The sequence below is a fragment of the Pseudomonas sp. MF4836 genome, assembly GCF_002018875.1.
Taxonomy (GTDB): domain Bacteria; phylum Pseudomonadota; class Gammaproteobacteria; order Pseudomonadales; family Pseudomonadaceae; genus Aquipseudomonas.
In genome coordinates this window covers 194,793-219,619 of record NZ_MVOL01000002.1, presented here as the reverse complement: position 1 = coordinate 219,619, position 24,827 = coordinate 194,793, and the positions used below count along the sequence as shown (strand labels likewise).

Below are 24,827 nucleotides of genomic sequence, written 5' to 3'. Positions count from 1 at the left end.
TACCGCTGCCAGCGCCCTCCTCAACCGGCGAGTTGCCGTTCGGATTCGCGGCTGAAATCGCGACTGGCCTGCACCAGCATCCGCGTATAGGCATGGCTTGCCAGGTCCTGGCTCAGGGCCTGGCTGTCGAGCAGTTCGACGATCTTGCCCTGCTGCATCACCGCCACCCGATCACACAGGTGGGTCACCACCCCCAGGTCGTGGGTCACCATCAGGTAAGTGAGTTTCTCGCGCTGACGCAGGTCCGCCAGCAGGTTGAGGATCTCTGCCTGCACCGACACATCCAGGGCCGAGGTCGGCTCATCCAGCAACAGCACCCGGGGTTCGAGAATCAGCGCCCGGGCAATCGCCACGCGCTGGCGCTGGCCACCGGACAACTGGTGCGGATAGCGATAGCGAAAACTCTCGTTGAGGCCGACCTTGAGCAGAATTTCGTTGATCCGGTCGTCCTTGTCGGCGATGCCGTGGATGATCAGCGGCTCACGCAACGCGGTGTCGATGGTGTGGCGCGGGTGCAGGGAACCGTAGGGATCCTGGAACACCATCTGCACCTTGCGAAAGTGCTCCTTGGGGATCTTGTGCTGCAACGGCGCGCCGGCAATGCTCAGCTCGCCGCTCCAGTGCCGGTACTGCCCGGCCAGGCAGCGCAGGACGGTGGTCTTGCCCGAGCCGGACTCCCCCACCAGGCCGAAGGATTCGCCATCGGCGACGCTGAGGTTGACGTCATGCAGCACCTGGTTGAGGGCCGGGCCGGCGCCAAAACTGAGGTTCAGCGAATGGGCTTGGATCATGGGCATGGTCGGTTCCTCAAGAAGTCAGCCAGAGCGGATCGCGCTGCAGCACCGGCAGGCGCTCGCGGCGGTTGTCCATGCTCGGCAGGGCAGCCAGCAGGCCACGGGTATAGGGATGCTCGGCGTACTGCAGGTCGCAGGCCGCCAGGGACTCGACCACGCGCCCGGCGTACATCACCAGCACCCGGTCACAGTAATTGCGCACCAGGTTCAGGTCGTGGCTGACGAAAATCAGCCCCAGCTCCTGCTGCTCCACCAGCTCTTCGAGCACGCTGAGCACCTGCTGGCGCACCGAGACATCGAGGGCCGAGGTCGGCTCGTCGGCGATGATCACCTCGGGCCGGGTGATGACCATCATCGCGATCATGATGCGCTGCCCCATGCCGCCGGAGACTTCATGGGGGTACAGGTTGTAGACCCGCTTCGGGTCGCGGATATGGACCTTTTCCAGCATCTCCATCACCCGCTCGCGAGCGTCGCTGCGGCTGGCCTTGTGGTGGGCCAGGTAGGCCTCGGCAATCTGGTCGCCGACCTTGACCACCGGGTTGAGCGAGTATTTGGGGTCTTGCATGATCATCGAGATGCGCTGGCCGCGGATCTTCTGCATGGCCTTTTCACTGGCCGAAAGCAGGTCGACATCGCCAAAGCGCAGGGTCTGGGCGGTGATTTTGGCGCTCGCCGGGTGCAGCTTGAGCAGACTGCGGCCGACGGTGGATTTACCCGAGCCGGACTCGCCGACAATGGCCAGTTTTTCCCGGCCCAGGGTGAAGGACACATCACGCACGGCGTGCATTTCTTTCTTGCCACTGACGAAGCGCACATTGAGCCCTTCGACGTTCAGTTTGATGTCGGACATGGAGCCTCCGGTTACTCGCTACGCGGATCGAGGATGTCCCGCAGGCCATCGCCCAACAGGTTGAATGCCAGGCTGACCAGCATGATCGCCGCACCCGGTACGGCCACCAGCCACCAGCACTCGAGCATGTAGCGCCGACCCGTGGAAATCATCGCGCCCCACTCCGGCGACGGCGCCTGGGCACCCAGGCCGAGAAAGCCCAGGGCGGCGGCGGTCAGGATGATCCCGGCCATGTTCATGGTCAGGCGGATGATCACCGACGACATGCACATCGGCACGATGTGCCGCAGGATGATGCGCGACGACGAAGCGCCTTGCAGCTCCACCGCCACCACAAAATCGGCGTTGCGCAGGGACAGGGTTTCCGCCCGCGCCAGGCGTGCAATCGGTGGCCAGGAGGTCAGGGCAATCGCCACCACCGCATGCTCCAGGCCAGGGCCCAGGGCGGCGATAAAGGCCAGCGCCAGCACCAGGCTGGGGAAGGAAATGAAGATGTCGGTCAGGCGCATGAACACCGTGTCCACCACGCCGCCGTAGTAGCCCGAGACAGTGCCGATAAACAGCCCGATCGGGCCGACGATCACAGTCACCAGGGTGATGATGTACAGCGTGATGCGCGAGCCATAGACCAGCCGGCTGAAGATATCCCGACCGTACTCATCGGTACCGAACCAGTGGGCGGCGCCCGGTGCCTGCAGGGCGCTGGCCAGGTTCTGCGCGACCGGGTCATGGGTGGCGATCCAAGGGGCGAAGGCCGCGACCACGATCAGCAGCAGTGCGACCAGCAAACCGGCCAGGGTCATGGGGTTGCGCAGCAGGTGGCGCAGGACCCGCAGGCCGCTTTTGCACAAGGCATCGAAGCTGGACCCGGGGGCCCGCTCGCTCTGGCGTTTGGCGGTGGAATCGGTAGAAGACATGTTGGCAATCATCGGCATGTTCTCGGTTCGAAATCAGGATCACCCGATGCGCCCGCAGGCGCCCCGGGTGGCACTCAGCGTTGCTTGTAGACACCCAGGTAACGGGTGGCTTCGGCGTCATCGCCGTCGAAGCCCTTGACGTCGGAAGCGCTGACCACGGTGTCGGTCATCTGGGAAATCATCATGATCGGGCCCACCTGCTGGTCGTAGAGCTTCTGCGCCTGGTGGTACAGGCTCAGGCGCTGGGCACCGTCGCGCTCGATACCCACCTTGTCGATCAGGCTGTTGAGCTCCGGGCTGAAGAACGAGGCACGCCAGCCCTGGAAGTTGGGCAGGCCGGCGTCATCGCTGTTGTTGGGGTTGTAGGCAAAGGTGCGCAGGCTGAAATACGGGTGCGGGTAACGCTCGGCACCGCGGGCGACGATGATGTCGAAGTTGCGCGCGCGCATCGCGCCATACACCTGGTTGCCGGTGCCGGTGACGATGCTGGCCTTGATCCCGCCTTCGGCCAGGGTCGCCTGCAGGCGCGCGGCGATGTCGATGAAGGGCGGCTCGGACAAGGTGCGGATGGTGGTGCTGAAGCCTTCGGGGTAACCGGCTTCGGCCAGCAGTTTCTTGGCCTTGGCCACGTCCATGTGGTAACCCGGATCCGGCAGGCGTGCCTCCAGGCTCAGCTGCATCGGCTGCTGGTTGAGCTTGCCGTAGTAAGGCATCACCTGCTCGTCCAGGCCCTTGTAGTCGATCAGGTTGCGCACCGCTTCGCGCACCTTGGGCTTGGCGAACTCGGGCTGTTTCATGCTCATGGCCACGTAATACATGGTGCCGCGCTGCAGGGACTGGACCTGGATTTTCTCCGAGCCATCGATGGCGCGGATGTCCGGCGCGGCCATGCCATAGGCCAGGTCGAGGTCGCCGCGCTCAAGCATCAGGCGCAGTGATTGGGACTCGGTCATGTGCCGCACCACCACGCGCTTGAGCTTGGCCGCGCCATTCCAGTAACCGTCGAAACGGGTCAGCAGCAGCGAGTCGTTGGCACTCCACTTGGTGAGCACGAACGGACCGCTGCCGGCCTCGTTGGTCACCAGCCAGCCGGCGCCCAGGTCGCCGTTTTTCTCGTGGGCCAGGGCAGTCTTGCGATCCACCACCACAGCGCTTGGGGAAATCGCCAGGGAGTCGATCAGCAACAGTGGGTCCATGACTTGCGGCAGGTCGATGACCAGGGTGTGGGCATCGCTGGCACGGATCAGCGACTGAATATTGTCGACGCTGTAGCCGTAGGCCTTCCAGGTGGTGGCCAGGCCGAAGTTCAGCTTCATCACCCGGTACAGCGACCAGGCCACGTCTTCAGCGGTCAACGGGTTGCCGGAGTGGAACTTCACGTCCTGGCGCAGGTGGAACGTCACCTGCTTGCCGTCTTCGCTGATGTCCCAGCGCTCGGCCAGTTGCGGCAGGTGTTTTTCCGGGTTGCCGTGGTCGCGCTTGACCAGGGTGTCGTAGAGGTTGGCGTTGACCCCCGAGGCATCCAGGCCCGGGGCATTGGCCGGGTCGATGGAGAACAGGTTGACCATGCTCATGCCGACGATCAGTTGGTCGTTCGGCGTCTTGGCGTTCACCACGGCCATCGGCCCCAGGGCCAGGACCGCCGCCAGCAGGCCCAGGTGCAGTTTGGAAAATGCAGTTTTCATTCAAGGATCCTTCTTCTTATATTTTTATCGGTTCGCAACGGCAAAACGGCTCAGCGGGTACGCGGGTCGAACACCTTGTACAAGGCGTCGCTGATCAGGTTCAGGGCGACGAAGATCAGGCCGATCACCAGCACACAGCCCATCACCGCGTTCATGTCGCCAAGCATCAGGCTGCTGGTCAGGTACTGGCCGAAACCGGGCCAGGCAAACACGGTCTCGATCAGCACCGCGCCTTCGAGCAGCGAGCCGTAGGCCAGCGCGACCACCGTCAGCAGTTGCACGAGGATGTTGCGAAAGGCATGGCCCCAGACCACCTGGCGGCGGGACAACCCCTTGACCCGGGCGGTGATGATGTATTCCTGGGACAACTGCTCAAGCATGAAACTGCGGGTCATGCGGCTGATGTAGGCCACCGAGTTCAGGCCCAGGATCAGCGACGGCAGGATGATATGGCGCAGGGCGCTGGCAAAGGCGTCCCAGTCCCGGGCCAGGGTCGAGTCGATCAGCAGCAGGCCGGTCACTTCCGGCACCATGCCGTCGTAGGCCAGGTCGATGCGTCCGGCGCCGCCGGCCCACCCGAGCCAGGCGTAGAACACCAGCAGGCCCATCATGCCCAGCCAGAAAATCGGTGTGGAGTAACCGAACAGGGTGATGACCCGGGCGATATGGTCCCCCAGGCGCCCCTGGTTGCTGGCGGCGCACACACCCAGCGGCAGGCCGATCAGGACCCCGAACAGAATCGCCAGGGTCGCCAGTTCGATGGTCGCCGGGAATACCCGCTTGATGTCTTCCAGCACCGGGTGGCCGGTCAACAGGGCGTTGCCGAAATCACCGTGGAGCAGGTCGTTGAGGTACAGCCCGAACTGGGTCCAGATCGGCTTGTCCAGGCCCATGGCCCGGTACACCTGGTCGTAGGTGGAACTGTCGGCGTCTGGCCCGACCACCGCCAGCACGGGATCCAGCGGCATGACCCGACCAATGATAAAGGTCAGCGCCAGCAGGCCGAGCAAGGTCACCAGGACCGTGCTGACACGCCGGGCGGTATTGGAAGCGCGAGCCCCCAACACGGAGGCAGTCGAAACAAACATAGTGAGCTCCTGATAAAACAGTCACCGGTACACCAAGGGCGCAGGGCCAGGCCCCGCGCCACACTCAGCGATTCTTGTAGACGTCTTTGTAGCGAGTGGTCGCGGCCGTGTGGCCTTGATAGTCGGCAACGTCGCCGTAGATCAGCACCGTATCGGTCATTTGCGAGACCGGCAGAATGGCGCCCACCTGCTGGTCGAGTTGCTCCTGGATCTGCAGGTACTGGGCCAGTTGTTTGCTGGCGTCAGGCTCGACCTCGGCGCTCTCGATCAGTTGGTTCAGCTCGGGGCTGTAGAACGAAGTGCGCCAGCCCTGGAAGTTGCTCAACTTGGCTTCATCGCGGTTGTCAGGGTTGTACACCAGGGTCCGCAGGCTGGAATGCGGATGCCGCTCAGCACCGCCGCCGCCACGGCCGACGATGATGTCGAAGTTGCGCTCGCGCATCGCACCGTAGATCTGGTTACCGGTGCCGGTGATGATGCTGGCCTGGATCCCGGCCTGGGCCAGGGTCGATTGCAGGTTGGAGGCGATGTTGATGAAAGGCGGATCGGTCAGCACCCGGATGCTGGTCTTGAAGCCATTGGGGTAGCCGGCTTCGGCCAGGAGTTTTTTCGCTTCCTCGACATTCAGCCGGTAGCCCGGATCCGGCAGGCGCGCCGCCAGGCCCAGGGGCAACGGCCGCTGGTTGATCAGGCCGTAGTGCGGCATCACGGTCTGGTTGATGCCCTGGTAATCGATCAGCGAACGCACCGCCTTGCGCACCCGGGCATCGGCGAACATCGGCTGCTTCACGCTCAGGGCGACGTAGTACAGGGTGCCGCGCTGCAGGGTCTGGGTGCGCACCTTGTCACTGCCTTGCAGGGCTTCGATATCCGGTGCCGACATGCCCTTGGCGATGTCCAGGTCGCCGCGCTCGATCATCAGGCGCAGAGACTGGGACTCGGTCATGTTGCGCATGACGATGCGCTTGAGCTTGGCCGGTCCACCCCAGTAACCGTCGAAACGGCTCATGAGGATCACATCGTTGGCGCGCCAGTCATTGAGCACAAAGGCGCCACTGCCGGCGGCGTGGGTCACCAGCCAGGCGGCGCCCAGGTCGTTGTTCTTCTGGTGCTCCAGCACCTTCTTGCGGTCGAGGACAAACGCGCTGGGCGAGGTGGCCAGGGTGTTGAGCACCAGGAGCGGGTCGGTCGGCCGTGGCAGCTCGATGACAAAGGTAGTGGCGTCGGTGGCGCGCATGTACTGCTCGACGTTTTCCGCGCTGAAACCGTAGGCCTTCCAGGTCGAGGCCAGGGCCAGGTTGAGCTTGAGTACCCGCTGCAGGGACCAGGCGACGTCTTCGGCGCTCAGGGGGTTGCCGGACTGGAACTTGACCCCGGGACGCAGGGTGAAGGTCAGGGTCTTGCGGTCGTCGCTGACCTGCCAGCGTTCGGCCAGGGCCGGAACCAGGCGATCAGGCTGGGCCACATCCTGCACCAGCAGCATGTCGTAGAGGTTGGCGTTGATCTCCGAGACATCCAGCCCGGTGGCGGCGGCAGGGTCCAGGGACAACAGGTTGATCATGCTCATGCCGACAATCAGTTGATCGGCCGGGGTCTTGGCATAAGCGACAGGCAAGGTGGAGATCGCCAGAGTAGCCGCAAATACCCGCGCCCAAAGCGAGGGGAGAATGCTCATAGTGAGAGTGCCTTTCTTATATTTATTCAGGGCTCTCGGGCTACCCGGCCTGAACCGGGAAGCCCGCGTTACACATCAGAAACTGTTGAGCGTGTTGGTTTCGATGAACTCGAAGTCGATCTCTTCACCCAGGCCCGGCAGGTCGGACAGGTGGACGAAACCGTCGCTGTCCATCGGGTCGACCAGACGCTTGAGGTAGGCCGGGACTTCGTCGTAGTCCAGGTACGGGTGCAGCAGGCCACGCTCGTACCAGGTGCAGTTCTTGATTGCCCCGACCACCGCCAGGTTGGCCGCGCCGTTGCCGTGGATCTCGCAATCCATGCCGAAGGATTCGGCCATGTGCGCCACCTTCAGGCAGGGGGCAATACCGCCGACACCGGCGACACCGGCGCGCAGGATGTCGCAGACATCGTTCTTCACCCAGCTGGCACGGCTCAGGTGCTTGCCGGCCAGGGTTTCCGGGCCGAGTACCGGAATATCCAGCTGCCCCGCCAACCAGGCGTAGGACTCGGCGGAGTCTTCCATCATCGGTTCTTCGAACCAGGCGAAGTCGAGCTTCTGCAATTCGCGACCAATGTAGAGAGCGTCGGTGCGGTTGTACCAGTGGTAGCCATCGAGCATCAGGGCGATGTCCGGGCCGACCGCTTCACGCACGGCGGCGCAGGCCTTGACGTCGATACGCGGGCTTGGCGCAAACGACACCGGCGGCATCCAGGTGTGCAGCTTGATCGCCTTGTAGCCGCGCTGGACCAGGGTCTCGGCAAAACGGCCGTAGTCTTCCGGGGTCGCCAGGCCGCCTGGCAATTCATCCCCACACATGGTCGAGCCGTACGCCGGCACCTTGTCGCGGAAACCGCCGATGAGTTTGTGCACCGGTACGTTGAACTTGCGCCCGGCCCAGTCCCACAGCGCCTGTTCCACCAGGGCCAGGGCACGGTCGGTGAGTTGGCTGGCGCTGCCGCGTTGCCAGTGCACCAGGTCGTGCCAGATCTTTTCGCGATCGAGGGCGTTCTGCCCGATCAGCACCTTGCGCACAAAACCATCGAGCACATAAGGACGGATCAATTCAGGGGCGCCGAAGGCATAACCCTCATTGCCGTCTTCGGTCTGGATGCGCAGCAGGGCCATCTTGGCCTGGGCGACATCACCGGGGTGGGCGTGGCCCGCACTGTCGACAGCGCGACGGGTCGGGTAGGAAAAAACCTGGACGTTGACTGCTGTAATTCTCATGGACGTCTTTAGCCTGCTTATTAGATTTATGACAGGAATGTCGCCTGCTGAAAATGATCATACGTCATCGTACAACACTTGAAAAGACGAAAAATAACCTCCGAATTTCCGCGCATTTTACCCCGTAAGCCCCGCAAAAGCCCCTATTTAAAGATGACTTAAAGACAACATAGTGATCTCTAGAGCCCTATCTACAGGCTATATATGTAACAAGGTGTTACAAACAGGGCCATAACCCGTAGACACCCCCATAGTCGTACGATAACGTATATCGACACCAAGAAATGAGACCTCCGCAACACCTCTGCTGCCAGCCGCACTGTTCACAAACCCAACAAAAACAATAAAAGAAGACTCCATGAACATCACATTCCGTACCCTCGTTACGCTCGCCACACTCAGCCTGCCTTTCTGCGCCAGCGCCGATTCCGCCAACATCAACTACCGCCACCAGTTCACTGAAGACGACAGCGCCCACGCCGATCGGATCAAGCTCGGCTATCGCCTGGACAGTGGTCTGGGGTTTGAGGCGGAGATGAAATACCGCACGGCCGGCGATCGCGAAGACGTCGCCTACGACAACATGGTCAACAACGGTCACGAGTTCACCGTCAGCTACAACTACAAGCTGAGCCCCCAGTCGACCCTGACCCCGGCGTTCCAGATGGACAGCTCGAAGGACTCGACCAGCTACAAGTTCGGGCTCAAGTACAACTACAAGATCAACGATGCCTTCTACGTCGCCACGCGCTACCGGCTCGATGCCAAGAAGCTCGACCGCGACCAGATCAACGAAGACTTGCCTGATCGCGCCAAGGACAACCAGAACACCAACCGTTTCGAAGGCTGGCTGGGCTATACCCCGGCCAGCAAGTGGGCCTATGAGTACCAGTTCATCTACTTCAAGACCGACTACATCCGCTACGACAACAAGAAGAGCGACTACGAGCAGAACATGATCGTCAAATACAAACTCACCAAGGAGTGGGTTCCGTTCATCGAGATCGGCGACGTCAAAGTCAATTCCACCAGTGATGACCGTCAAGCCCGCTGGCGCTTCGGGATCCAGTACAACTTCATGTAACAGTCGAGCCGGCCTGGCGATCGCGCATCGTTCACCAGGCCTGGCCGCCCCCTCCCCCTTCGCAACCACAGCTCTATGGAAGACCCGACCATGACCACACAGCCCCCTTCGCGCAAACCCTTCACCCGCATCCTGCTGACGGGCGCCGCCGGTGGCCTGGGCCAGATACTCAGGGAAACCCTGCAGGCCCACGCCGCCGTCGTCCGCTCCTCGGACATCAGCCCCATGGCACCCAGCCGCGGCGCGCATGACGAAGTGATCAACTGCAACCTGGCCGACAAGGCCGGGGTCGAAGCCCTGGTCAAGGACGTGGAGGCCATCGTCCACCTCGGCGGGATTTCCGTTGAGCGGCCCTTCGAAGAAATTCTCGATGCCAACATTCGCGGCACCTTTCATATTTACGAAGCGGCGCGCAAACACGGGATCAAACGCGTGGTGTTCGCCAGCTCGAACCACGTCACCGGCTTCTACCCGCAGGACGCAGAACTCGACGCCCACAGCCTGCGCCGCCCGGACGGTTATTACGCGCTGTCCAAGTCCTATGGCGAAGACCTGGCGACCTTCTACTTTCACCGCTACGGCATCGAAACCGTGAGCCTGCGCATCGGTTCGTCATTCCCCGAACCGCGCAACCTGCGGATGCTGTCCACATGGCTCAGTTACCAGGACCTCGACCACCTGGTGGAACGCGCACTGCTGGCCAGTGATGTCGGGCATAGCGTGGTCTACGGCGTATCCGCCAACCGCGACCTGTGGTGGAACAACCGTCACGCCGCGCACCTGGAGTTTGCCCCGCAGGACAGCTCGGAAAAATTTCGCCCGCAGATCGAGCAGCAGCCCAAGCCTGCGGCCGATGATCCCAACAGCCTGTTCCAGGGCGGCGCGTTTACCGCAGCCGGGCCGTTCGGCGACTGAGACTGCCCCTTCTCCCTGCGCGGCGGCGCACGGGCGCCGCCGCCCCCTACCTTCTGGAGCCCACGGTATGAACGCCGAACTCATCGTCGATGCCCGCAATGCCACCGGTGAAAGCCCGGTCTGGCACGTGCAGGAAAATGCCTTGTATTGGGTCGATATCCCTGCGGGCCGCCTGCATCGCTGGCAGGCGGACGGCAAGACCGAATCCTGGCAGGCCGACGAGATGCTCGCCTGCATCGTCCGCAGCCCCCAGGGCCACTGGCTCGGGGCCCAGGAAAGCGGCATCTTCCAACTCACGCCCCAGGCCGACGGCCGCCTGCACGCCGAAAAACGCGCCGGGGTTGAACACGCTCGGGCCAACATGCGTTTCAACGACGGGCGCTGCGACCGCCAGGGGCGTTTCTGGTCCAGCACCATGCAGCCCGCTATGGGCACCGACCCGGTGGGGGCGCTGTACCGTTACGACGGGCAAACCCCGGGCCTGGTCGAGCCACTGAGCGCACAACTGGACGGCCTGCTGGTGGGCAATGGACTGGCCTTCAGCCCGGACGGCAAGACCCTGTACCTGTCGGACTCGCACCCCACGGTGCAGCAGATCTGGGCCTTCGACTACGACATCGACAGCGGCACCCCCCACAACCGGCGCAGCTTCGTCGACATGAACGCCCACCCCGGCCGGCCAGACGGCGCGGCGGTCGATGCCGAGGGGTGCTACTGGATCTGCGCCATCGATGCCGGCCTGGTGCTGCGCTTCACCCCCGAGGGCAAGCTGGACCGCTCGCTGCCGCTGCCGGTGAAGAAACCGACCATGTGCGCCTTTGGCGGCGCCGGGCTCGACACTTTGTTTGTGACCTCGATTCGCCCCCAGGGCATCGACCTTGGCGACCAGCCGCTGGCCGGTGGCGTGTTCGCCTTGAACCCCGGGGTCAAAGGCTTGCCCGAGCCCCAGGCGCGCAGTTGAACAACCTCGGCTGAAAGGCCTTGGCGGCGGCGCTCAGGAAGTCAGTGCGGCCGCCGCGTCGAAGGCTTCGTACGCCTTGCGCATGCGCTCGCGACTGTTGGACAGGTGCAGGCGCATCGCGGCACGTGCGGCGTCGGCATCACGTCGGGCAATCGCCTGATAGATGTCTTCGTGCTCGCGGCTCAAGCGCTCCAGGTAGGGCTCCTTGGCATCATTCACCAGGCGCTTGGAGTGCAGGCGGGTCCGGGGAATGATGCTGACCCCCATGTGCAACATGATGTCGGTGAAGTAGCGATTGCCCGTAGCCAGGGCGATCTGCTGGTGAAACTGAAAGTCCGCCGCCACCGCGTAATCGACACTGACCGCCGGGGAATTCAGGGCATCGAGGGAGTCGCGCATCAGGCGCAATTGCTCATCGGTACGCCGCACACAGGCCAGGCCTGCCGCCTCCACTTCCAGGCTGATGCGCAACTCGAGCACCGCCAGCACGTCATGCAGGGTGACGATGGTCTCGGGGTCGATACAAAAGCCGCTGGGGCTGGGGATATCGCGGACAAAGGTGCCGATACCGTGGCGGGTTTCCACCAGGCCCGCGGCCTGCAACCGGGAAATGGCCTCGCGGACCACGGTGCGGCTGACCTTATGCTCGTCCATGACCTGAGACTCGGTGGGCAGCTTCGCCCCGCGCTCGATCTCACCTTCACGAATGCGCCGCGACAGTTCGGTGACCAGTTCCTGGGCCAGGCTGCGGTGCTTTCGGCGGACGGTGGGTTGGACGTTCTGGTGGTCCATTAAGAGCGTGTATCCAGGTTTACGGATGAAGGCTCATGATAGCTCAAGCAGTTGTACGACAACTACCTTTGTACGCAACAAGTGCGGCGATTTGCATACGAACTCAGCGCAATTGCTTTAAACCGAACGCTTCCCATCTCCCCGCGCGCCCGCTACCTGGGGGCCTCAGTGACCGATGTACTTGTAGTGCGCCAACCACTGGCCATCGACCTGGTGCAGCGCCAGATACACTGCCGTCTCGCTTGGCTGGCCATCGGCGAACAGCACGCAGTCCAGGGCCACGGCCTGGTCGTTCTGTTGATAGAGGTCGATAAACCGCCGTTGCCCTCCGCGCTCGGCGAAGGCCAGGGCAACAGGCGCGAGAGACAAGCGGGAGCCCGGATCGAATGAGTCATCCAAGGCTTGGTAAACCTCTTCCAGGACCGCGTCGCTGATGCAGAAGCCCTGCTGAAGGGTGTCGGTGTCGCGCCGATCAAGGGCGTCGACCAGGGCCTGGGCCGCGGCATAGGCCTGGAGCTGTGTGGGCATGTTCATGGGGAGATCCGTTGGCCTGTTCAAGCGCCCAGGCGACTAGCAAAGTGACGGAGGATATCGGCAATTTCCAGGGCCTGGGTGGCCGTAAGCTCGACAGGATCGTTGTAGGCGCTGGCCGCCTTGAGATGAATGGATGAGCCTTGCTCAAGCACCACCCGCACCTCGCCGTCTGCGGTTTCAAACACGTCCTGCGGCGACGTGTCGATCATCATCAAACCCCTCTCACACGGTGCTCGGACAGCTGCATAAACGCCATGAAGCTGTCCGCCACCCGCTGGGTCACGCCGCTTTCGTGGGACCACAGGACCACCACCGGCTCGCCGCCAGCGCCTGCCACGGCGTAGTCGAAACAGTAGTAATCCCCGGTGCCGAACTCGGCAAACGGCAGCAATGCCGAGAAGTCGCTCGCGGTGTCGGCCACGTTGTCCAGCCACACCAGCCAGCCCTCCTGGTACTGCCGAACGATGGAGTCCCAGGTCTTGCGCGGATCCCGCGCATCAAACACCGGAAACACCGTCAGCGCGCCTAGCGAGCGGCCGTTATTGACCAGCAGCCATTGCGTAAAAGACTCGGGCAAACGCCGCCCCAGCTCGCTCTCTGCCGCCTGGATGGCCGCTATCGACGTGCCAATCACCCGTGCCTGAGCCATCGCTGCCTCCTCCTTGAAAAAACCGATAATGCCGACGCTCGACCGAACGCGGCAATCTGCCTGCCAACCACTGTCGCGCGGCAGTTTATGAGCAGTTTCGGATCGGCGCCAATCCCTATCCCTCAAGCCCCACGCGCCGGACCTTTGATCTGCGAACCCCGGCCACGGGTTTTTCATGCTGAAATAGCCGCGCGTTTTTGCCGCAAGCCGTTGCCGATCTGGAGTCCCCCATGAAGAAAACCGCAGCCCTGGCCCTACTGTTCACCCTGGCCCTGCTCGGCAGTCTCGCCCACGCGCAAGGCGATGCCGAGGCCGGCGGCAAGCTGTTCAAGCGGATCTGCGGCGGCTGCCACACTATCGGGCCTTCGGTACGCAGCTCTTTTGGGCCCCAGCTCAACGGCATCATCGGACGCCCGGCGGGCAGTGCCAGCGACTACCAGTATTCGGAGGCCATGAAGAACTCCGGCGTGGTCTGGACCCGCGACAAACTGGTGGCCTACCTCGAAGACCCCAAGGCCGTGGTGCCCGGCACGCGGATGATCTTCTGGGGGCTGAGCGATGCAGAAAAAATCGACAACCTGCTGGCCTATCTACAAACCTTTGCCGAGCAGCCATAAGGCCGGGAGGCATTCCCCAGGCAAAAAAAAAGGCCTCACATCGCTGTGAGGCCTTTTGCGTTACCCGTGTGCGCCAGAATCAGAACACGTTGATCGGGTAGTCGACGAACACACGCAGTTCGTTGCCGCTGTCGTTGTAGCCGCTGGATTTCTGCGCCACGCGCAGGATCGAGCTACGAACCTTCACGCTCAGGTCTTTGGCCGGGCCGCTCTGCACCACGTACTTGACCTGGTTGAAGATTTCACGCTCGGTACCACCAGTGGTGGTCGCGCCAGCGCTGTTGGTCGAAGTGATGTTGTCACCACGCACGTAGGCCAGGTTGTAGCTCAGGCCAGGCACGCCGAACGTACCGAAGTCCAGGCCGTAGCCCAACTGCCAGCTGCGCTCGTCTTCAGCGTTGAAGTCGGACCAGTAGGAGTTGGCCAGGTAGATGGTGTTACCACCGTCACCGACACGACCTTGCTGCTTCTGGTAGCCGCCATAGGCGTAGCCCAGGTTGCTGTCACCGGTGCTGCGCTGGTGGGCCAGGGTGAACGAGTGAGGACCCACGGCGTAGACAGCGGCCAGGCTCCAGATCTTGTTGTCTTCGCCGCCAGCGTTGGTCTTCTGCGCGTAGGACTTGTCCAGCTCGGTGCGGTAGCCGTTGAAGTCCAGGGTCAGGGACTGGGAGGTGGCCAACGGGAACACGTAGTTCAGGTTCACGTATTGCTTCTTCAGCACGTCTTCGACGTCGGAAGCGTACAGCGCGCCCTTGAACTGTTCGGTGAACTGATAGGCACCGCCCAAAACGTTGATCGACTTCAGACCACCGCTGTCACGGCCTTCGGCGCTCTTGCGCGACTCAGCGGTGAAACGACCGGCGTTCAGCACCAGGCCCTTGATCTCTTTGGAAGTGATCAGGGTACCGGTGTAGCTTTCCGGCAGCAGGCGCGAACTGTCGTAGTTCAGGACCGGCAGCTCAGGCATCTGGTCGCCGTACGCCAGGGTGGTGTTGGAAACACGGAACTTGACTGCACCACCGGCCTTGGCCAGGTCGCCAGCCGGCGTCTTGTTGCCGTTTTCGCTCTGCTTGAAGAAGTCGATGCCGGCGCCGCCAGCGTGGCTACCACGGTCCAGACGCAGGCCGTACAGGCCGAAGGCGTCAACGCCCACACCGACCGTGCCCTGGGTGAAACCGGAAGAGAAGGTACCGATAGCCGCTTGGCCCCACTCGCGCTGATCGTGATTACCGTCTTTCTTGTCGCGATTGATATAAGCGTTACGCAGCAGCACTTTCAGGCTGGCGTCTTCAACAAAGCCCTTGGACTCAGCCTGGTCGTTAGCCATGGCTTGAGTAGCGCCCAAAATCCCCAGTGCAATCAGGCAGATCCGTTGTTTCAACATTCTTTTATTTTCCTTATTACGGGTTGATTACGCGCTGTGGAACCCGGTCCGGATGGCGTCTTAGCGCTCTTTTGCGACCCGAAAATAAAAAGGCCCGCCCCACGAGAAAACGTGGCGGGCCTTTATTATTTTAAGAAGTTATGGCTCTTGGCCACAGGCGTTGGGGCGAATCCTATCCGCGCCCAGAACAGTGTGTCAATTTCGAGAATCTTCTGGAAATAGGCAAAAATCTTCTAAGAATTCATTTGCGCAGGGGCCATTGCGCTTGAGTGACAGGCCGCGACGGATGTGCGGCCCTTCATCAAGGAGCAGCAGCCCCTTGCATCGCCAACTGCACCGGGTGGCTGTCGACGAACTGCTCGAAGTGGCTGACCTTGCCGTCTTTCAGGGTCCATAAATGGACCACGCGGACGTTTATCGGCAAGCCGGTGGCCTTGTAGACGCCGGTGTAATTACCGTAGGCAACCACCTGGCCGCCCTGGGCCACATAGTTCTCGACCTTGAAGGCGAACCCCTCCCATTCGGTGGCCAGACGCTTGAAAACGTTCTCGACAATGGCCTCGAAACCCACATAGGTGCCGGCATAGGGAAAACCCGCCGCTTCGGTCCAGCGAGCATCGGGGGCCAGGGCGGCGGCCGTGTTCTTCGCGTTTTCCTGGGAATTGGCACCTTCGTAGGTGCTTTTGATCAGCGCAAGGTTATCCATGGGTGACTCCGCGACAGGGGGAAGAACATTCAAGGGGTGCAACCGTCCAGGCCACAGACCGGGGCGCTGGAAGAGGGTACAGCGGATTCGCCGATCAGCGCCGCGTTGAGCCAGGTGGCGAACGCTTCGGGCTTGCCCAGCCAGGGGCCAATATCCAGCAGCCGCCGCTGGCCACCCAGCTCCAGCACCAGGGTCGGGAACCCTTGGCCACCGACCTGGGCCAGCAACGCACGGCTGTCCTTGATGTGGTCTGTTACCTGCTGCGCGCTGGCCAACTCGAACGCCGCGTCGAAGCTGTCGGCGTCCAGCCCCAGCTCTTGTGCAAGCTCCTGCAGTACATCCTTGTCGGCGATGCGCCGGCCTTCAAGGTAGTGCGCCGTCTGCAATCGCCCGAGCAGCGCCAGGCCCTGCCCGCTCAACGCCTGTGCAGCAAGCACCGCGGCAATGGGCGGCGCCGAATCGAAGACCGCCGAATGATCGCGCAGCAGGCCTTCAAAATACGCCTCGCCAAACGGCTGCCCGGTGTACTCGGCAATGCGCCGGTCGTGGGGCATCACGTAGTCGCGCAACTGTGGCGAGACGGCCTGGCGGTTATGGCCGGTCATCATGCCGCCGCCATGGAGCACCACCGGCACTAACGCCTGTGCAGCCTGTACCAGAGGCTTGGCGCCGTAGCACCAGCCGCAAAGAGGGTCGTAGATGTAATGAAGGGTCGCGGCAGACATGACGGGCTCCAGCAAAAGATTGAAAAAAACCGATGCCGCAGCCTATGCCCAGGCCCGTAGCGGAAAAACCCCGGAATGGCATTCAGTCTGTTTCGCCAATCGGTCGAATGGGGCCTCCCGGCCCGTGTATCCAGCCCCTTACGACAAAGACACAATTTGAAACATAAACCCAAGGGAACTTTTCAGGAATAATTAACGAAAGCAAATAGCAAGCATTACCATTCGCACCCTCGACTCACCCACCCTTCGGATGCGCTTTAAATGCCTGCCCACCCTCGTCTCACGCCCGTTTCCATCGGCCTGTGCGCCCTGCTGACTTCCGGGTTCAGCTACGCCGCCACCACCCTGCCGGTCACCGCCATCAACGCCGAAGCCAATGCCGATGAAGACGATCCCCGGGTCAGGGAAAGCAGCACCGCGACTCGCACTGCCACGCCATTGCGCTACGTGCCCCAGGCCATCGACTCGATCAAGACCGCCAACGTCATGGATTACGGGATCAATGACCTGGGCACGGCGCTGAGCGGCATCCCCAACGTCAGCAACAGCGCCGATACGCGTTTCGACAGCGTGCGCATCCGCGGTTTCGACGCCAGCAACGACTTCTACCTCGACGGTATACGCGACGACAGCCAGTACGTGCGCGACCTGCACAACATCGAGCGCATCGAGGTGCTCAAGGGCCCTGCCGCCGTGCTTTACGGCCGCGGCAGCCAGGGCGGGATCATCAACCGCGTAAGCAAACTGCCGCAGTTCGGCCGTCGCTCCAGTGTCGAGCTCAGGGGCGGCAGCGAGGATTTGCGCAGCCTCTACGCCGACCTCAGCAGCGATCCGTCGGAGAACATCAGCCTGCGCCTGAACATGGGCAACGAGGATAGAAACAGTTTCCGCGATGGCGTCAGCGGCAACCGCCAGCTGTTCGCACCGTCGATGAGCTGGCAACTGACCCCGGACCTGAACTGGCTGGTGCAATACGAATACAGCCGTTATGACCGTACGCCGGACCGCGGGATTCCCGGTATCAACGGGCGCCCGGCCGATGTCAGCCGCGATACCACCTATGGTGACAAGCGCGACTACATCAACGACAAATCCCAATCCCTGCGCTCCAAGCTCAGCTACGAGCTCAGCGACAACTGGCAGCTGCGCAACACCCTGGGGGTGTTCAAGCTCGACAGCGATTTCGACAACACCTACGTCACCACCTATAACCCTGCCAACAGGACCGTGACCCGCCAGCGCTGGCAGCAGGACCTCAATACTCGCAACCTTTACAACAACACCGAGCTGGAAGGCACCTTCGACACCTTCGGTCTCGAGCACCGCTTGCTGACCGGCGTTGAGCTGGGCAATCAGACCCGCGACCCCAAGCTGTACACCGCGGCCACAGTCGGCGCTGGCGGCCAGGCCGTACCGGCACTGGACCCGTTCAACCCGAACCGCGACCTGCGGCACACCGGGAAAATGGTGATTTCCACCCACAACCGGAGCGAAGTCGAAAGCCGTGCCGTCTATGTGCAAGATCAATTGCGCCTGAACGATCAATGGCAACTGCTCGCCGGCCTGCGTTACGACAACTTCAGCATCGAGACCGACAACCAGGTCACCCACCGCAAGGACGACCGCGACAGCCACAGCACCAGCCCGCGCCTGGGGGTGGTCTGGACGTCTCTGGAGCACCACTCGTTCTATGCCTCGTGGAGCAAGAGCTTTTCTCCGGTGGGCGGCGGCTTGATCGGCATTACCCCCAACGCCAACGGCAACACCAATGACCTGAGCCCCGAGCGCACCCGGCAGAAGGAAGTCGGGGTCAAGAGCGACTGGCTCGACGACCGTTTCAGCACCACCCTCGCGGTCTATGAACTGGAGCTGTACAACCGCCGCAGTCGGAGCGTCGACAATCCGAACATCATCCTGCTCACCGGCCTGCAACGCTCACGTGGCGTGGAGCTGACCGCCAGCGGCAAGATCGTCGGCAACTGGTCGCTGCGGGGCGGCATCGGCTTGCAGGACGCGACCGTGGTCAAGAGCAACAACGGCGACGAAGGCAACCGGGTCAACAACGTCGCCAAGCGCAACGGCAGCCTGTTCATCACCTGGAAACCAGAAGCGGGCTGGTACGCCGAAACCGGCCTGACCCTGGTCGGCGATCGCTACGCCGACAACCTCAATACCGTGGTGCTGCCCGGTTATGGCCGTTGGGATGCCCTGGCCGGCTTCCGGCAGAAAGACTGGAACCTGCGGGCCTCGCTGAACAACATCAGCGACCGCACTTACTACTCCACGGCCACCAGTGCCGGGCAGATCCAGTTCGGCGACCCACGCAGCCTGGTGGTCACCGGCACCTACAGCTTCTGAAGCCCCCCACGGAAGACGCTGAACCCCCGCTAAAAAATCCACGCAAAAAAAAGCGCTGCCATCCCGGCAGCGCTTTTATCAATCCGTTGCTGACTATCCTTCCATTACATCCCACAACGCTTGCAGTTCTGCCTCGCTGAGCAAGCCGGCAGGGTAGCGCTCGGTGATCATCCGGCGCGGATCAGGCTCTCTGATCTGGCGCGTTCCATTGGATTTCAACCACAGGGCCAGAGCCTGAAGCGATTCGTTATTCATTGCCAAGGGATGCGATGCCCGCTCGCTGATCATATTCATTCCAGCGCTCTCTCCTGGTTCGTGAGCGGCTAACTTATCCAAGGTTTATGACAGAACATCGCAGTTCTACCGGTCTCAGAATCACCTCTGAACTGATACAAGAGCTGTGCCAATGTGCCGGCAATGTGGGTTGGCGGATACAAAAAAGCCCGCAGTCCATAAGGGCTGCGGGCTTGCTGCTCAGTACAGGATTAAATTCATCATCCCATCCCGTACTCAGGTGACATGGGCTGTTACAACCCCACTCAACCTTTGTGCGGTGCAGGCTGCTGTTGGGTAAGGCAATGGATATTGCCGCCCCCCAGTAACAGTTCGCGCCCCGGCACCATCACCACTTCATGCTGCGGGAACAGCCCCTGGAGGATCTCCCGGGCCTGGTCATCCAGGGGATCGTCAAAACTTGGGGCAATGATGCCGCCGTTGACGATCAGGAAGTTCACATAAGAGCCGGCCAGGCGCACGGACGGGTTGCGCTCCTGGGTTCCTTCCACGGCATCGACGCCGTCGCACTCTTCCTGGGTCGCATAGAGCGGTCCCGGGATCGGCATTTTATGCACCTTGAAGGTGCGGCCCTTGGCATCGCGGGTGCTTTCCAGCACTTTCATCGCCGCCTGGCAGCGCGGGTAGTTCGGGTCCTCGGGATCATCGGTCCAGGCCAGCAGCACTTCACCCGGGCGCACGTAGCAGCAGAAGTTATCCACATGACCGTCGGTTTCATCGTTGAACAGGCCATCCGGCAGCCAGATGACCTTGTCCACCGCCAGGTGCTCGCCCAGCAGCGCTTCGATCTCATCGCGCTTCAGGTGCGGGTTGCGATTGCGGTTGAGCAGGCATTCTTCGGTGGTGATGACCGTGCCTTCGCCATCGACGTGGATCGAGCCGCCTTCGAGCACAAAACCTTCAGTGCGGTAGCGCTGGCAGCGTTCGATTTCCAGGACCTTGCTCGCGACCTGCTCGTCACGGTTCCACGGCGAATACAGGCCGCCGTCGAAACCGCCCCAGGAGTTGAACCCCCAGTGCACGCCGCGGACTTCGCCGCTGTTGTTGATGACAAAGGTCGGGCCGGTATCACGGACCCAGGCGTCATCGCTGGACATTTCCACCAGGCGGATATTGGGGACGTCGAGGCGCGCCCGGGCGTTTTCATATTGGCCGGCCGATACCGCCACGGTCACCGGTTCAAAACGGGCGATGGCCCGGGCCACCGCCGCATGCGCGGCCTGCGCCGGCTTGCCGCCCAGGCGCCAGTTGTCCGGGCGCTCGGGCCAGATCATCCAGGTCTGGGTCTGCGCTGCCCATTCGGCGGGCATGTAAAAGCCGTCGGCGCGAGGCGTGCTGTGCAAAATGCTCATGGTGCTTAGGACTCCAGGGAACCGTCGAGTGTTTTGATCGCACCATACAGGTTCGGACGACGGTCACGAAACGAACCCCAGGCGCTGCGAATGTGTTCCAGCTGGTCGAGGTCAAAACTCTGAACCAGTACCCCTTCTTCGGTCTGGTTCAGTTCCTGGACCTTCTCGCCGAATTGATTGGCGATAAACGACGAGCCGTAGAAGGTAATGTCGTAGCCGTCCTGCTCTTCGTTGCCGATGCGGTTGCTGGCGATCAGCGGCATCAGGTTGGCACCTGCATGACCTTGCTGCACGCGCTGCCAATGATCGCGGGACGAAATGCTTTGGTCATGGGGCTCGCTGCCGATGGCGGTGGGGTAGAACAGGATTTCCGCCCCTTGCAGCGCCATGCTCCGCGCGCATTCCGGGAACCACTGGTCCCAGCAGATACCGACGCCGATTTTTGCGTAGCGTGTGTTCCACACCTTGAAACCGGTATCGCCCGGGTTGAAGTAATACTTTTCGTGGTAGCCGGGACCATCCGGAATATGGCTTTTCCGATAAATCCCGAGGTTGCTGCCATCGGCGTCGATGATCGCGATGCTGTTGAACCGCGCGCGCCCGGCCAGCTCGAAGAAGCTGATGGGCAACACCACTTGCAGCTCCTTGGCGACCTTCTGGAAATGCTTGATCGCGACGTTTTCTTCAACCGTCGTCGCCAACTGCAGGTAGTCCGGATTCGGCTTCTGGCAGAAGTACGGGGTCTCGAACAGCTCCTGGATCAGGATGATCTGCGCGCCTTGGCCTGCGGCTTCGCGGACCAGCTTTTCAGCGGTCTCGATATTGGCTTCCAGATCCCAGGAACAAGCCATCTGGGTAGCGGCGACGGTAACGATACGACTCATGGAGCATCTCCTGGGCTGGCGGGCGTTGGGCCAATGGTGACAGTGGCCCGTGACAGAAAAAGGCGACGTGCGAACACGCGGGCGTTTCAGCAACGCCGACTTTATATCCGATAAAAATCGACTTTAAAAGCGATATAAATTCATAAAATTGAAAAAAGCGCATCTAAAGCCGATAACAATCGATTAAAGTTTACCTATTCACAGCCCCTCGCCCAGCACCTTGGATAGCATGTCGACAAAGAAATCCACGCTTTGGCGAGTGGTGACCATCGGTGGCTTGATCTTGAGAATATTCAGGTAGTCACCGGTGGGCTGCATGAAGATGCCCAACTCCCGCAGGCGTTCACACAGCAGGGTGGTTTCTTCGGTAGCCGGCTCCAGGGTCTCGCGGTCGCGCACCAGCTCCACCCCCAGATAGAAGCCGGAACCATGCACCGCCCCCACCAACGGATGAATATCCATCAGCGCCAGCAAGCGTTGCTTGAAATGGCCGCCGACCACCTGGGCGTTTTCCCAGAGCTGTTCTTGCTCCATCACATCCAACACCGCCATGCCGATCCGGCAGCTCACCGGGCTGCCGCCCGAGGACGAGAAGAAATAGCCCTCAGCCTCCAGCGCTTCGGCAATTTCGCGCCGGGTGATCACCGCCCCCAGTGGCTGGCCGTTGCCCATGCCCTTGGCCATGGTGATGATGTCCGGCACCACGCCCTGCTCTTCAAAGCCCCAGAAGAAGGAGCCCATGCGGCCGTAGCCGACCTGCACCTCATCGGCAATGCACACACCGCCCTGGGCCCGCACCAGGCCATAGACCTGCTGCAGATAACCCGGCGGCAGGGAAATCCCGCCGGCATTGCCGTACACCGGCTCGCAGATAAAACCGGCCAACTGCCGTTGTTGCGCGGCCAGCTTGGCCAGGTTGTGCTCGACACTGCGCACGTAGTCCGGCGCGCTGTCCTGACCGCGGAACTCGCCCCGGTAGGTATTGGGCGCGGTGACCGGGTGCACCCAGTCCGGTCGGCTGCTCAGGGCCTTGGGATTATCGGCGATCGAGGTCGACACCGCGTCCGCCGCCACCGACCACCCGTGATAGGCCTCAAGCACACTGAGCATGTCGCGCCCGCCGCTGTAGGCCCAGGCCAGGCGAATCGCCAGGTCGTTGGCCTCGGTGCCGCTGTTGACCAGAAATACCCGGTCCATGGAGTCCGGCGCCAGGGCCAGCAGGCGTTCGGAAAACTCCGCCAGCGCAGCGTAGTGAAAGCGCGAATTGGTGTTGAGCAACGACCACTGGCGGCTCGCTTCAGCGGCCATGCGCGGGTGGCCATGGCCCAGCACCGCCACGTTGTTGAGCATGTCGAGGTAGGAACGGCCCTGCATATCGATCAGATGGTTGCGCCAGCCGCGCTCGATACGCGGCGGGTCTACGTAATAGTGTTTTTGCGAGCGGGCAAAGCTGGCATCGCGCCGTGCCAGCAGCAGTTGGGAGTCAAGCTCCGGCTCGGCATCACAGGCCAGCCCCAGTAGCGCCGCCGGTGACGGGCACAACGCCTGCCAGGCCGCCGCTCGGGCCGGCGTGCAAAACAGCGGCGGGTCAAGCTCCAGGCCACGGCACAACTGTACCTGCAAGCCCTGGGTCACCTCCCCCAGCACCTGCCCCTTGAGCAGCGCCGCACCCGAGTCCAGAGACGGCCTGACGCCCCACAGGTGCACACTCAATTGCCCGCTGTCGAGGCGCAGGCTGCCATCGACGGCCACCTTGAGTACACCGGCAAAAGGTGCTTCGACCGGGGTGCCGCTGGGCACTTGCAACTGCACATGCAGCGGGCAGGTGTCCGGCTCTACGGCGCTATCAGGGCGGGTCCGGGATAAGCGGTACTGGCCATAGCGGCTGGCGGCCAGGCCATGGGTGGCGGCTGCCTCTTCCAGCAGCCGCTGATCGATGCCGGGCTGTTCCCAGTTGCCGGCTTCAAAATGCGGGCTGAGCACCCCCAGGTCGATCAGGGCGAACTCCCGTCCCACCAGGCTCGGCAACAGCGGCGCAAAGCCCTCACTGGCAATGCTCGGCAGGGACTGGCCAACCGCCGTCAGAATCGCCGCCTCCATCAACTCGAAGGGCACGGCCGTGGCGACCCGGAAAATCTCCCATTCATGGCTCAGGTTGGCGCGGCTGTATGCATTACCCGGGTCGATGCTGACCTGCTGCTCACCACTGAGCACCAACACCGCCGCGCGCGCCACGATCAGCGGCCACAGCGCCCGCAACTCGGCATGCTGCAACGGGTTGACCGCGTGATAGGCCCGAACTGCCGGTAGGATGCGCAACGGATCGCCTTCAGCATGGTGCAGCAGGGCGGCGCAGGTGACCGAAAGGTCGGTGATGCGCCAGGTGCGGATCAAGTCGCCAAAATCGATGACGCCCTGTAATTGCCAGTGCCGTTGCGAATCACGCTGCCAGACCACGTTGTCATCGGTGATGTCCATATGGATCGCCTGCACCGGGAGTTCGTCGAGCAGCGGCTGCAAGCGACGCTCAGCCTGCTCGGCAGCCTCTGCAATCAACCCGCGCTGGTGCGCATCGGCAATCACCGGCAACAGATGGCTGATCAGAGTGCTGGCGTGGCGCGGGTCCCACTGCAAGGTGCGCTCAAGGCCCGGATGCTGGAAATCGGCCAGGGCCAGGTCCATCTGTCCGCACAACCGGCCAAAGCCAGCCATCAGTTGCGGCCCCAGGTAATCCAGGTGGGTCAGGGAATGGCCTTCGATGAAATCGAGCAGGCGCACATGTACCGTTTGTCCGGATATTTCCAGCGAAAGCAGGTCGGCACCGTTGTTGGACGGGATCACCCGCGGCACTCGCCACTCGGGATGCTGGCCCAGATGCCGCAGCCCGGCGTGCTGGGCCTGCAACTCCAGGGCGGCGTAATCGCCATGGCAGATTTTCAGGACAAACCGACCCTGATCGGTGTCGACGCGAAAGTTGAGGTCCTGCTGGCTGCCCAGGGACTGCACCGTGCCGCGCAGCCCGTAGTGGGTTTCCAGCAACTCCAGCGCCTGCTGCGCGCTAATCTGCGGACTTGGCAGGCTGGCACGGTGAATCAACGTGGCGAGCAACATACAACGACCCCAGGCAATTATTATCAGGCGCTTATATCGCCACCGCGCCCGACGTTACGCAACCCCCCAGGTGTGACAGTCAGTGAACAAGCCAAGCGCCACTATGGGTTGAGCATTGTCTGAAAGCCTTATCAAGATTGAATTGGACCGCCCATGGCCCTTGCACCGCATGGGCTATGCCGACAAGCTATGCTGCTTCCGTTTGCATCAACGACCGAC

General features: G+C 62.1%; 23 protein-coding genes. 5 read left to right on the top strand and 18 right to left on the bottom strand.

What is annotated here, in order from left to right:
- Positions 1-20: 20 nt before the first annotated feature.
- From MF4836_RS04400 to MF4836_RS04370, 7 genes are all read right to left on the bottom strand, one after another.
- A complete protein-coding gene (locus tag MF4836_RS04400; protein ID WP_043230485.1) occupies positions 21-797 on the bottom strand; it encodes an ABC transporter ATP-binding protein in 777 nt (258 codons plus the stop codon).
- 10 nt (positions 798-807) lie between these two features.
- The gene (locus MF4836_RS04395; protein ID WP_078469324.1) at positions 808-1,647 is read right to left on the bottom strand and encodes an ABC transporter ATP-binding protein; all 840 of its coding nucleotides are present in this window, start codon (positions 1,645-1,647) and stop codon (positions 808-810) included.
- Positions 1,648-1,658: 11 nt separating this feature from the next.
- On the bottom strand, positions 1,659-2,576 hold the full coding sequence (locus MF4836_RS04390) for an ABC transporter permease (RefSeq protein WP_020299860.1): 918 nt from the start codon (positions 2,574-2,576) through the stop codon (positions 1,659-1,661).
- Positions 2,577-2,638: 62 nt separating this feature from the next.
- Positions 2,639-4,249 carry an ABC transporter substrate-binding protein gene (locus MF4836_RS04385; protein WP_078469323.1) on the bottom strand — a complete coding sequence of 537 codons (1,611 nt, stop codon included), beginning with the start codon at positions 4,247-4,249 and terminating at the stop codon, positions 2,639-2,641.
- A 50-nt stretch (positions 4,250-4,299) separates the two neighbouring features.
- Positions 4,300-5,337: an ABC transporter permease gene (locus tag MF4836_RS04380; RefSeq protein WP_078469322.1), complete on the bottom strand. Its 1,038-nt coding sequence runs from the start codon at positions 5,335-5,337 to the stop codon at positions 4,300-4,302.
- A gap of 64 nt (positions 5,338-5,401) precedes the next feature.
- Positions 5,402-7,012, bottom strand: a complete 1,611-nt coding sequence (locus MF4836_RS04375) for an ABC transporter substrate-binding protein (protein WP_078469321.1) — start codon at positions 7,010-7,012, stop codon at positions 5,402-5,404.
- 75 nt (positions 7,013-7,087) lie between these two features.
- Complete coding sequence (locus MF4836_RS04370) at positions 7,088-8,242, bottom strand: mandelate racemase family protein (RefSeq protein WP_078469320.1); 1,155 nt, start codon at positions 8,240-8,242, stop codon at positions 7,088-7,090.
- A 358-nt stretch (positions 8,243-8,600) separates the two neighbouring features.
- On the opposite strand from MF4836_RS04370, the gene MF4836_RS04365 reads away from it, so the two are divergent.
- The 3 genes from MF4836_RS04365 (at position 8,601) to MF4836_RS04355 (ending at position 11,202) form a co-directional block, all read left to right on the top strand.
- The gene (locus MF4836_RS04365; protein ID WP_078469319.1) at positions 8,601-9,326 is read left to right on the top strand and encodes an oligogalacturonate-specific porin KdgM family protein; all 726 of its coding nucleotides are present in this window, start codon (positions 8,601-8,603) and stop codon (positions 9,324-9,326) included.
- Between the two features lie 90 nt (positions 9,327-9,416).
- Positions 9,417-10,241 carry an NAD-dependent epimerase/dehydratase family protein gene (locus MF4836_RS04360; RefSeq protein ID WP_078469318.1) on the top strand — a complete coding sequence of 275 codons (825 nt, stop codon included), beginning with the start codon at positions 9,417-9,419 and terminating at the stop codon, positions 10,239-10,241.
- A 67-nt stretch (positions 10,242-10,308) separates the two neighbouring features.
- A complete protein-coding gene (locus MF4836_RS04355; RefSeq protein WP_078469317.1) occupies positions 10,309-11,202 on the top strand; it encodes an SMP-30/gluconolactonase/LRE family protein in 894 nt (297 codons plus the stop codon).
- Between the two features lie 33 nt (positions 11,203-11,235).
- Here MF4836_RS04355 and MF4836_RS04350 read toward each other — a convergent pair whose 3' ends face one another.
- The 4 genes from MF4836_RS04350 to MF4836_RS04335 form a co-directional block, all read right to left on the bottom strand.
- The gene (locus tag MF4836_RS04350) at positions 11,236-11,994 is read right to left on the bottom strand and encodes a FadR/GntR family transcriptional regulator (protein WP_078469316.1); all 759 of its coding nucleotides are present in this window, start codon (positions 11,992-11,994) and stop codon (positions 11,236-11,238) included.
- Positions 11,995-12,159: 165 nt separating this feature from the next.
- A complete protein-coding gene (locus tag MF4836_RS04345) occupies positions 12,160-12,528 on the bottom strand; it encodes a hypothetical protein (RefSeq protein WP_078469315.1) in 369 nt (122 codons plus the stop codon).
- A 20-nt stretch (positions 12,529-12,548) separates the two neighbouring features.
- Complete coding sequence (locus MF4836_RS04340; protein WP_238596124.1) at positions 12,549-12,740, bottom strand: hypothetical protein; 192 nt, start codon at positions 12,738-12,740, stop codon at positions 12,549-12,551.
- Positions 12,740-13,177, bottom strand: coding sequence for an SMI1/KNR4 family protein (locus tag MF4836_RS04335; RefSeq protein WP_078469314.1), 438 nt, complete (start codon positions 13,175-13,177; stop codon positions 12,740-12,742). The genes MF4836_RS04340 and MF4836_RS04335 overlap by 1 nt, the downstream gene beginning before the upstream one ends.
- 230 nt (positions 13,178-13,407) lie before the next feature.
- Here MF4836_RS04335 and MF4836_RS04330 point away from each other — a divergent pair, with 230 nt between their 5' ends.
- Complete coding sequence (locus tag MF4836_RS04330) at positions 13,408-13,794, top strand: c-type cytochrome (protein ID WP_078469313.1); 387 nt, start codon at positions 13,408-13,410, stop codon at positions 13,792-13,794.
- A gap of 79 nt (positions 13,795-13,873) precedes the next feature.
- On the opposite strand, the gene MF4836_RS04325 is transcribed toward MF4836_RS04330, so the two are convergent.
- From MF4836_RS04325 to MF4836_RS04315, 3 genes are all read right to left on the bottom strand, one after another.
- Positions 13,874-15,178: an OprD family porin gene (locus MF4836_RS04325; protein ID WP_078469312.1), complete on the bottom strand. Its 1,305-nt coding sequence runs from the start codon at positions 15,176-15,178 to the stop codon at positions 13,874-13,876.
- A gap of 301 nt (positions 15,179-15,479) precedes the next feature.
- Positions 15,480-15,884: a nuclear transport factor 2 family protein gene (locus MF4836_RS04320; RefSeq protein WP_078469311.1), complete on the bottom strand. Its 405-nt coding sequence runs from the start codon at positions 15,882-15,884 to the stop codon at positions 15,480-15,482.
- Between the two features lie 29 nt (positions 15,885-15,913).
- Complete coding sequence (locus tag MF4836_RS04315) at positions 15,914-16,609, bottom strand: DsbA family protein (RefSeq protein ID WP_078469310.1); 696 nt, start codon at positions 16,607-16,609, stop codon at positions 15,914-15,916.
- A 261-nt stretch (positions 16,610-16,870) separates the two neighbouring features.
- On the opposite strand from MF4836_RS04315, the gene MF4836_RS04310 reads away from it, so the two are divergent.
- Complete coding sequence (locus MF4836_RS04310) at positions 16,871-18,967, top strand: TonB-dependent receptor (RefSeq protein ID WP_078469309.1); 2,097 nt, start codon at positions 16,871-16,873, stop codon at positions 18,965-18,967.
- A gap of 93 nt (positions 18,968-19,060) precedes the next feature.
- Here MF4836_RS04310 and MF4836_RS04305 read toward each other — a convergent pair whose 3' ends face one another.
- From MF4836_RS04305 to MF4836_RS04290, 4 genes are all read right to left on the bottom strand, one after another.
- A complete protein-coding gene (locus MF4836_RS04305) occupies positions 19,061-19,261 on the bottom strand; it encodes a hypothetical protein (protein WP_020299843.1) in 201 nt (66 codons plus the stop codon).
- Between the two features lie 245 nt (positions 19,262-19,506).
- The gene (gene aguA / locus MF4836_RS04300; protein WP_078469308.1) at positions 19,507-20,613 is read right to left on the bottom strand and encodes an agmatine deiminase; all 1,107 of its coding nucleotides are present in this window, start codon (positions 20,611-20,613) and stop codon (positions 19,507-19,509) included.
- Positions 20,614-20,618: 5 nt separating this feature from the next.
- Entirely contained in the window at positions 20,619-21,497 is an 879-nt protein-coding gene (aguB, locus tag MF4836_RS04295) for an N-carbamoylputrescine amidase (RefSeq protein WP_078469307.1), read from the bottom strand.
- 198 nt (positions 21,498-21,695) lie between these two features.
- Positions 21,696-24,608: an aminotransferase gene (locus MF4836_RS04290; protein ID WP_078469306.1), complete on the bottom strand. Its 2,913-nt coding sequence runs from the start codon at positions 24,606-24,608 to the stop codon at positions 21,696-21,698.
- Positions 24,609-24,827: the final 219 nt, after the last annotated feature.

Excerpts from the sequence above, each read along its gene's own strand:
- MF4836_RS04400 (WP_043230485.1), bottom strand. The coding sequence starts at position 797 with ATGCCCATGATCCAAGCCCATTCGCTGAACCTCAGTTTTGGCGCCGGC.
- MF4836_RS04395 (WP_078469324.1), bottom strand. The coding sequence starts at position 1,647 with ATGTCCGACATCAAACTGAACGTCGAAGGGCTCAATGTGCGCTTCGTC.
- MF4836_RS04390 (WP_020299860.1), bottom strand. The coding sequence starts at position 2,576 with ATGATTGCCAACATGTCTTCTACCGATTCCACCGCCAAACGCCAGAGC.
- MF4836_RS04385 (WP_078469323.1), bottom strand. The coding sequence starts at position 4,249 with ATGAAAACTGCATTTTCCAAACTGCACCTGGGCCTGCTGGCGGCGGTC.
- MF4836_RS04380 (WP_078469322.1), bottom strand. The coding sequence starts at position 5,337 with ATGTTTGTTTCGACTGCCTCCGTGTTGGGGGCTCGCGCTTCCAATACC.
- MF4836_RS04375 (WP_078469321.1), bottom strand. The coding sequence starts at position 7,012 with ATGAGCATTCTCCCCTCGCTTTGGGCGCGGGTATTTGCGGCTACTCTG.
- MF4836_RS04370 (WP_078469320.1), bottom strand. The coding sequence starts at position 8,242 with ATGAGAATTACAGCAGTCAACGTCCAGGTTTTTTCCTACCCGACCCGT.
- MF4836_RS04365 (WP_078469319.1), top strand. The coding sequence starts at position 8,601 with ATGAACATCACATTCCGTACCCTCGTTACGCTCGCCACACTCAGCCTG.
- MF4836_RS04360 (WP_078469318.1), top strand. The coding sequence starts at position 9,417 with ATGACCACACAGCCCCCTTCGCGCAAACCCTTCACCCGCATCCTGCTG.
- MF4836_RS04355 (WP_078469317.1), top strand. The coding sequence starts at position 10,309 with ATGAACGCCGAACTCATCGTCGATGCCCGCAATGCCACCGGTGAAAGC.
- MF4836_RS04350 (WP_078469316.1), bottom strand. The coding sequence starts at position 11,994 with ATGGACCACCAGAACGTCCAACCCACCGTCCGCCGAAAGCACCGCAGC.
- MF4836_RS04345 (WP_078469315.1), bottom strand. The coding sequence starts at position 12,528 with ATGAACATGCCCACACAGCTCCAGGCCTATGCCGCGGCCCAGGCCCTG.
- MF4836_RS04340 (WP_238596124.1), bottom strand. The coding sequence starts at position 12,740 with ATGATGATCGACACGTCGCCGCAGGACGTGTTTGAAACCGCAGACGGC.
- MF4836_RS04335 (WP_078469314.1), bottom strand. The coding sequence starts at position 13,177 with ATGGCTCAGGCACGGGTGATTGGCACGTCGATAGCGGCCATCCAGGCG.
- MF4836_RS04330 (WP_078469313.1), top strand. The coding sequence starts at position 13,408 with ATGAAGAAAACCGCAGCCCTGGCCCTACTGTTCACCCTGGCCCTGCTC.
- MF4836_RS04325 (WP_078469312.1), bottom strand. The coding sequence starts at position 15,178 with ATGTTGAAACAACGGATCTGCCTGATTGCACTGGGGATTTTGGGCGCT.
- MF4836_RS04320 (WP_078469311.1), bottom strand. The coding sequence starts at position 15,884 with ATGGATAACCTTGCGCTGATCAAAAGCACCTACGAAGGTGCCAATTCC.
- MF4836_RS04315 (WP_078469310.1), bottom strand. The coding sequence starts at position 16,609 with ATGTCTGCCGCGACCCTTCATTACATCTACGACCCTCTTTGCGGCTGG.
- MF4836_RS04310 (WP_078469309.1), top strand. The coding sequence starts at position 16,871 with ATGCCTGCCCACCCTCGTCTCACGCCCGTTTCCATCGGCCTGTGCGCC.
- MF4836_RS04305 (WP_020299843.1), bottom strand. The coding sequence starts at position 19,261 with ATGAATATGATCAGCGAGCGGGCATCGCATCCCTTGGCAATGAATAAC.
- aguA (WP_078469308.1), bottom strand. The coding sequence starts at position 20,613 with ATGAGCATTTTGCACAGCACGCCTCGCGCCGACGGCTTTTACATGCCC.
- aguB (WP_078469307.1), bottom strand. The coding sequence starts at position 21,497 with ATGAGTCGTATCGTTACCGTCGCCGCTACCCAGATGGCTTGTTCCTGG.
- MF4836_RS04290 (WP_078469306.1), bottom strand. The coding sequence starts at position 24,608 with ATGTTGCTCGCCACGTTGATTCACCGTGCCAGCCTGCCAAGTCCGCAG.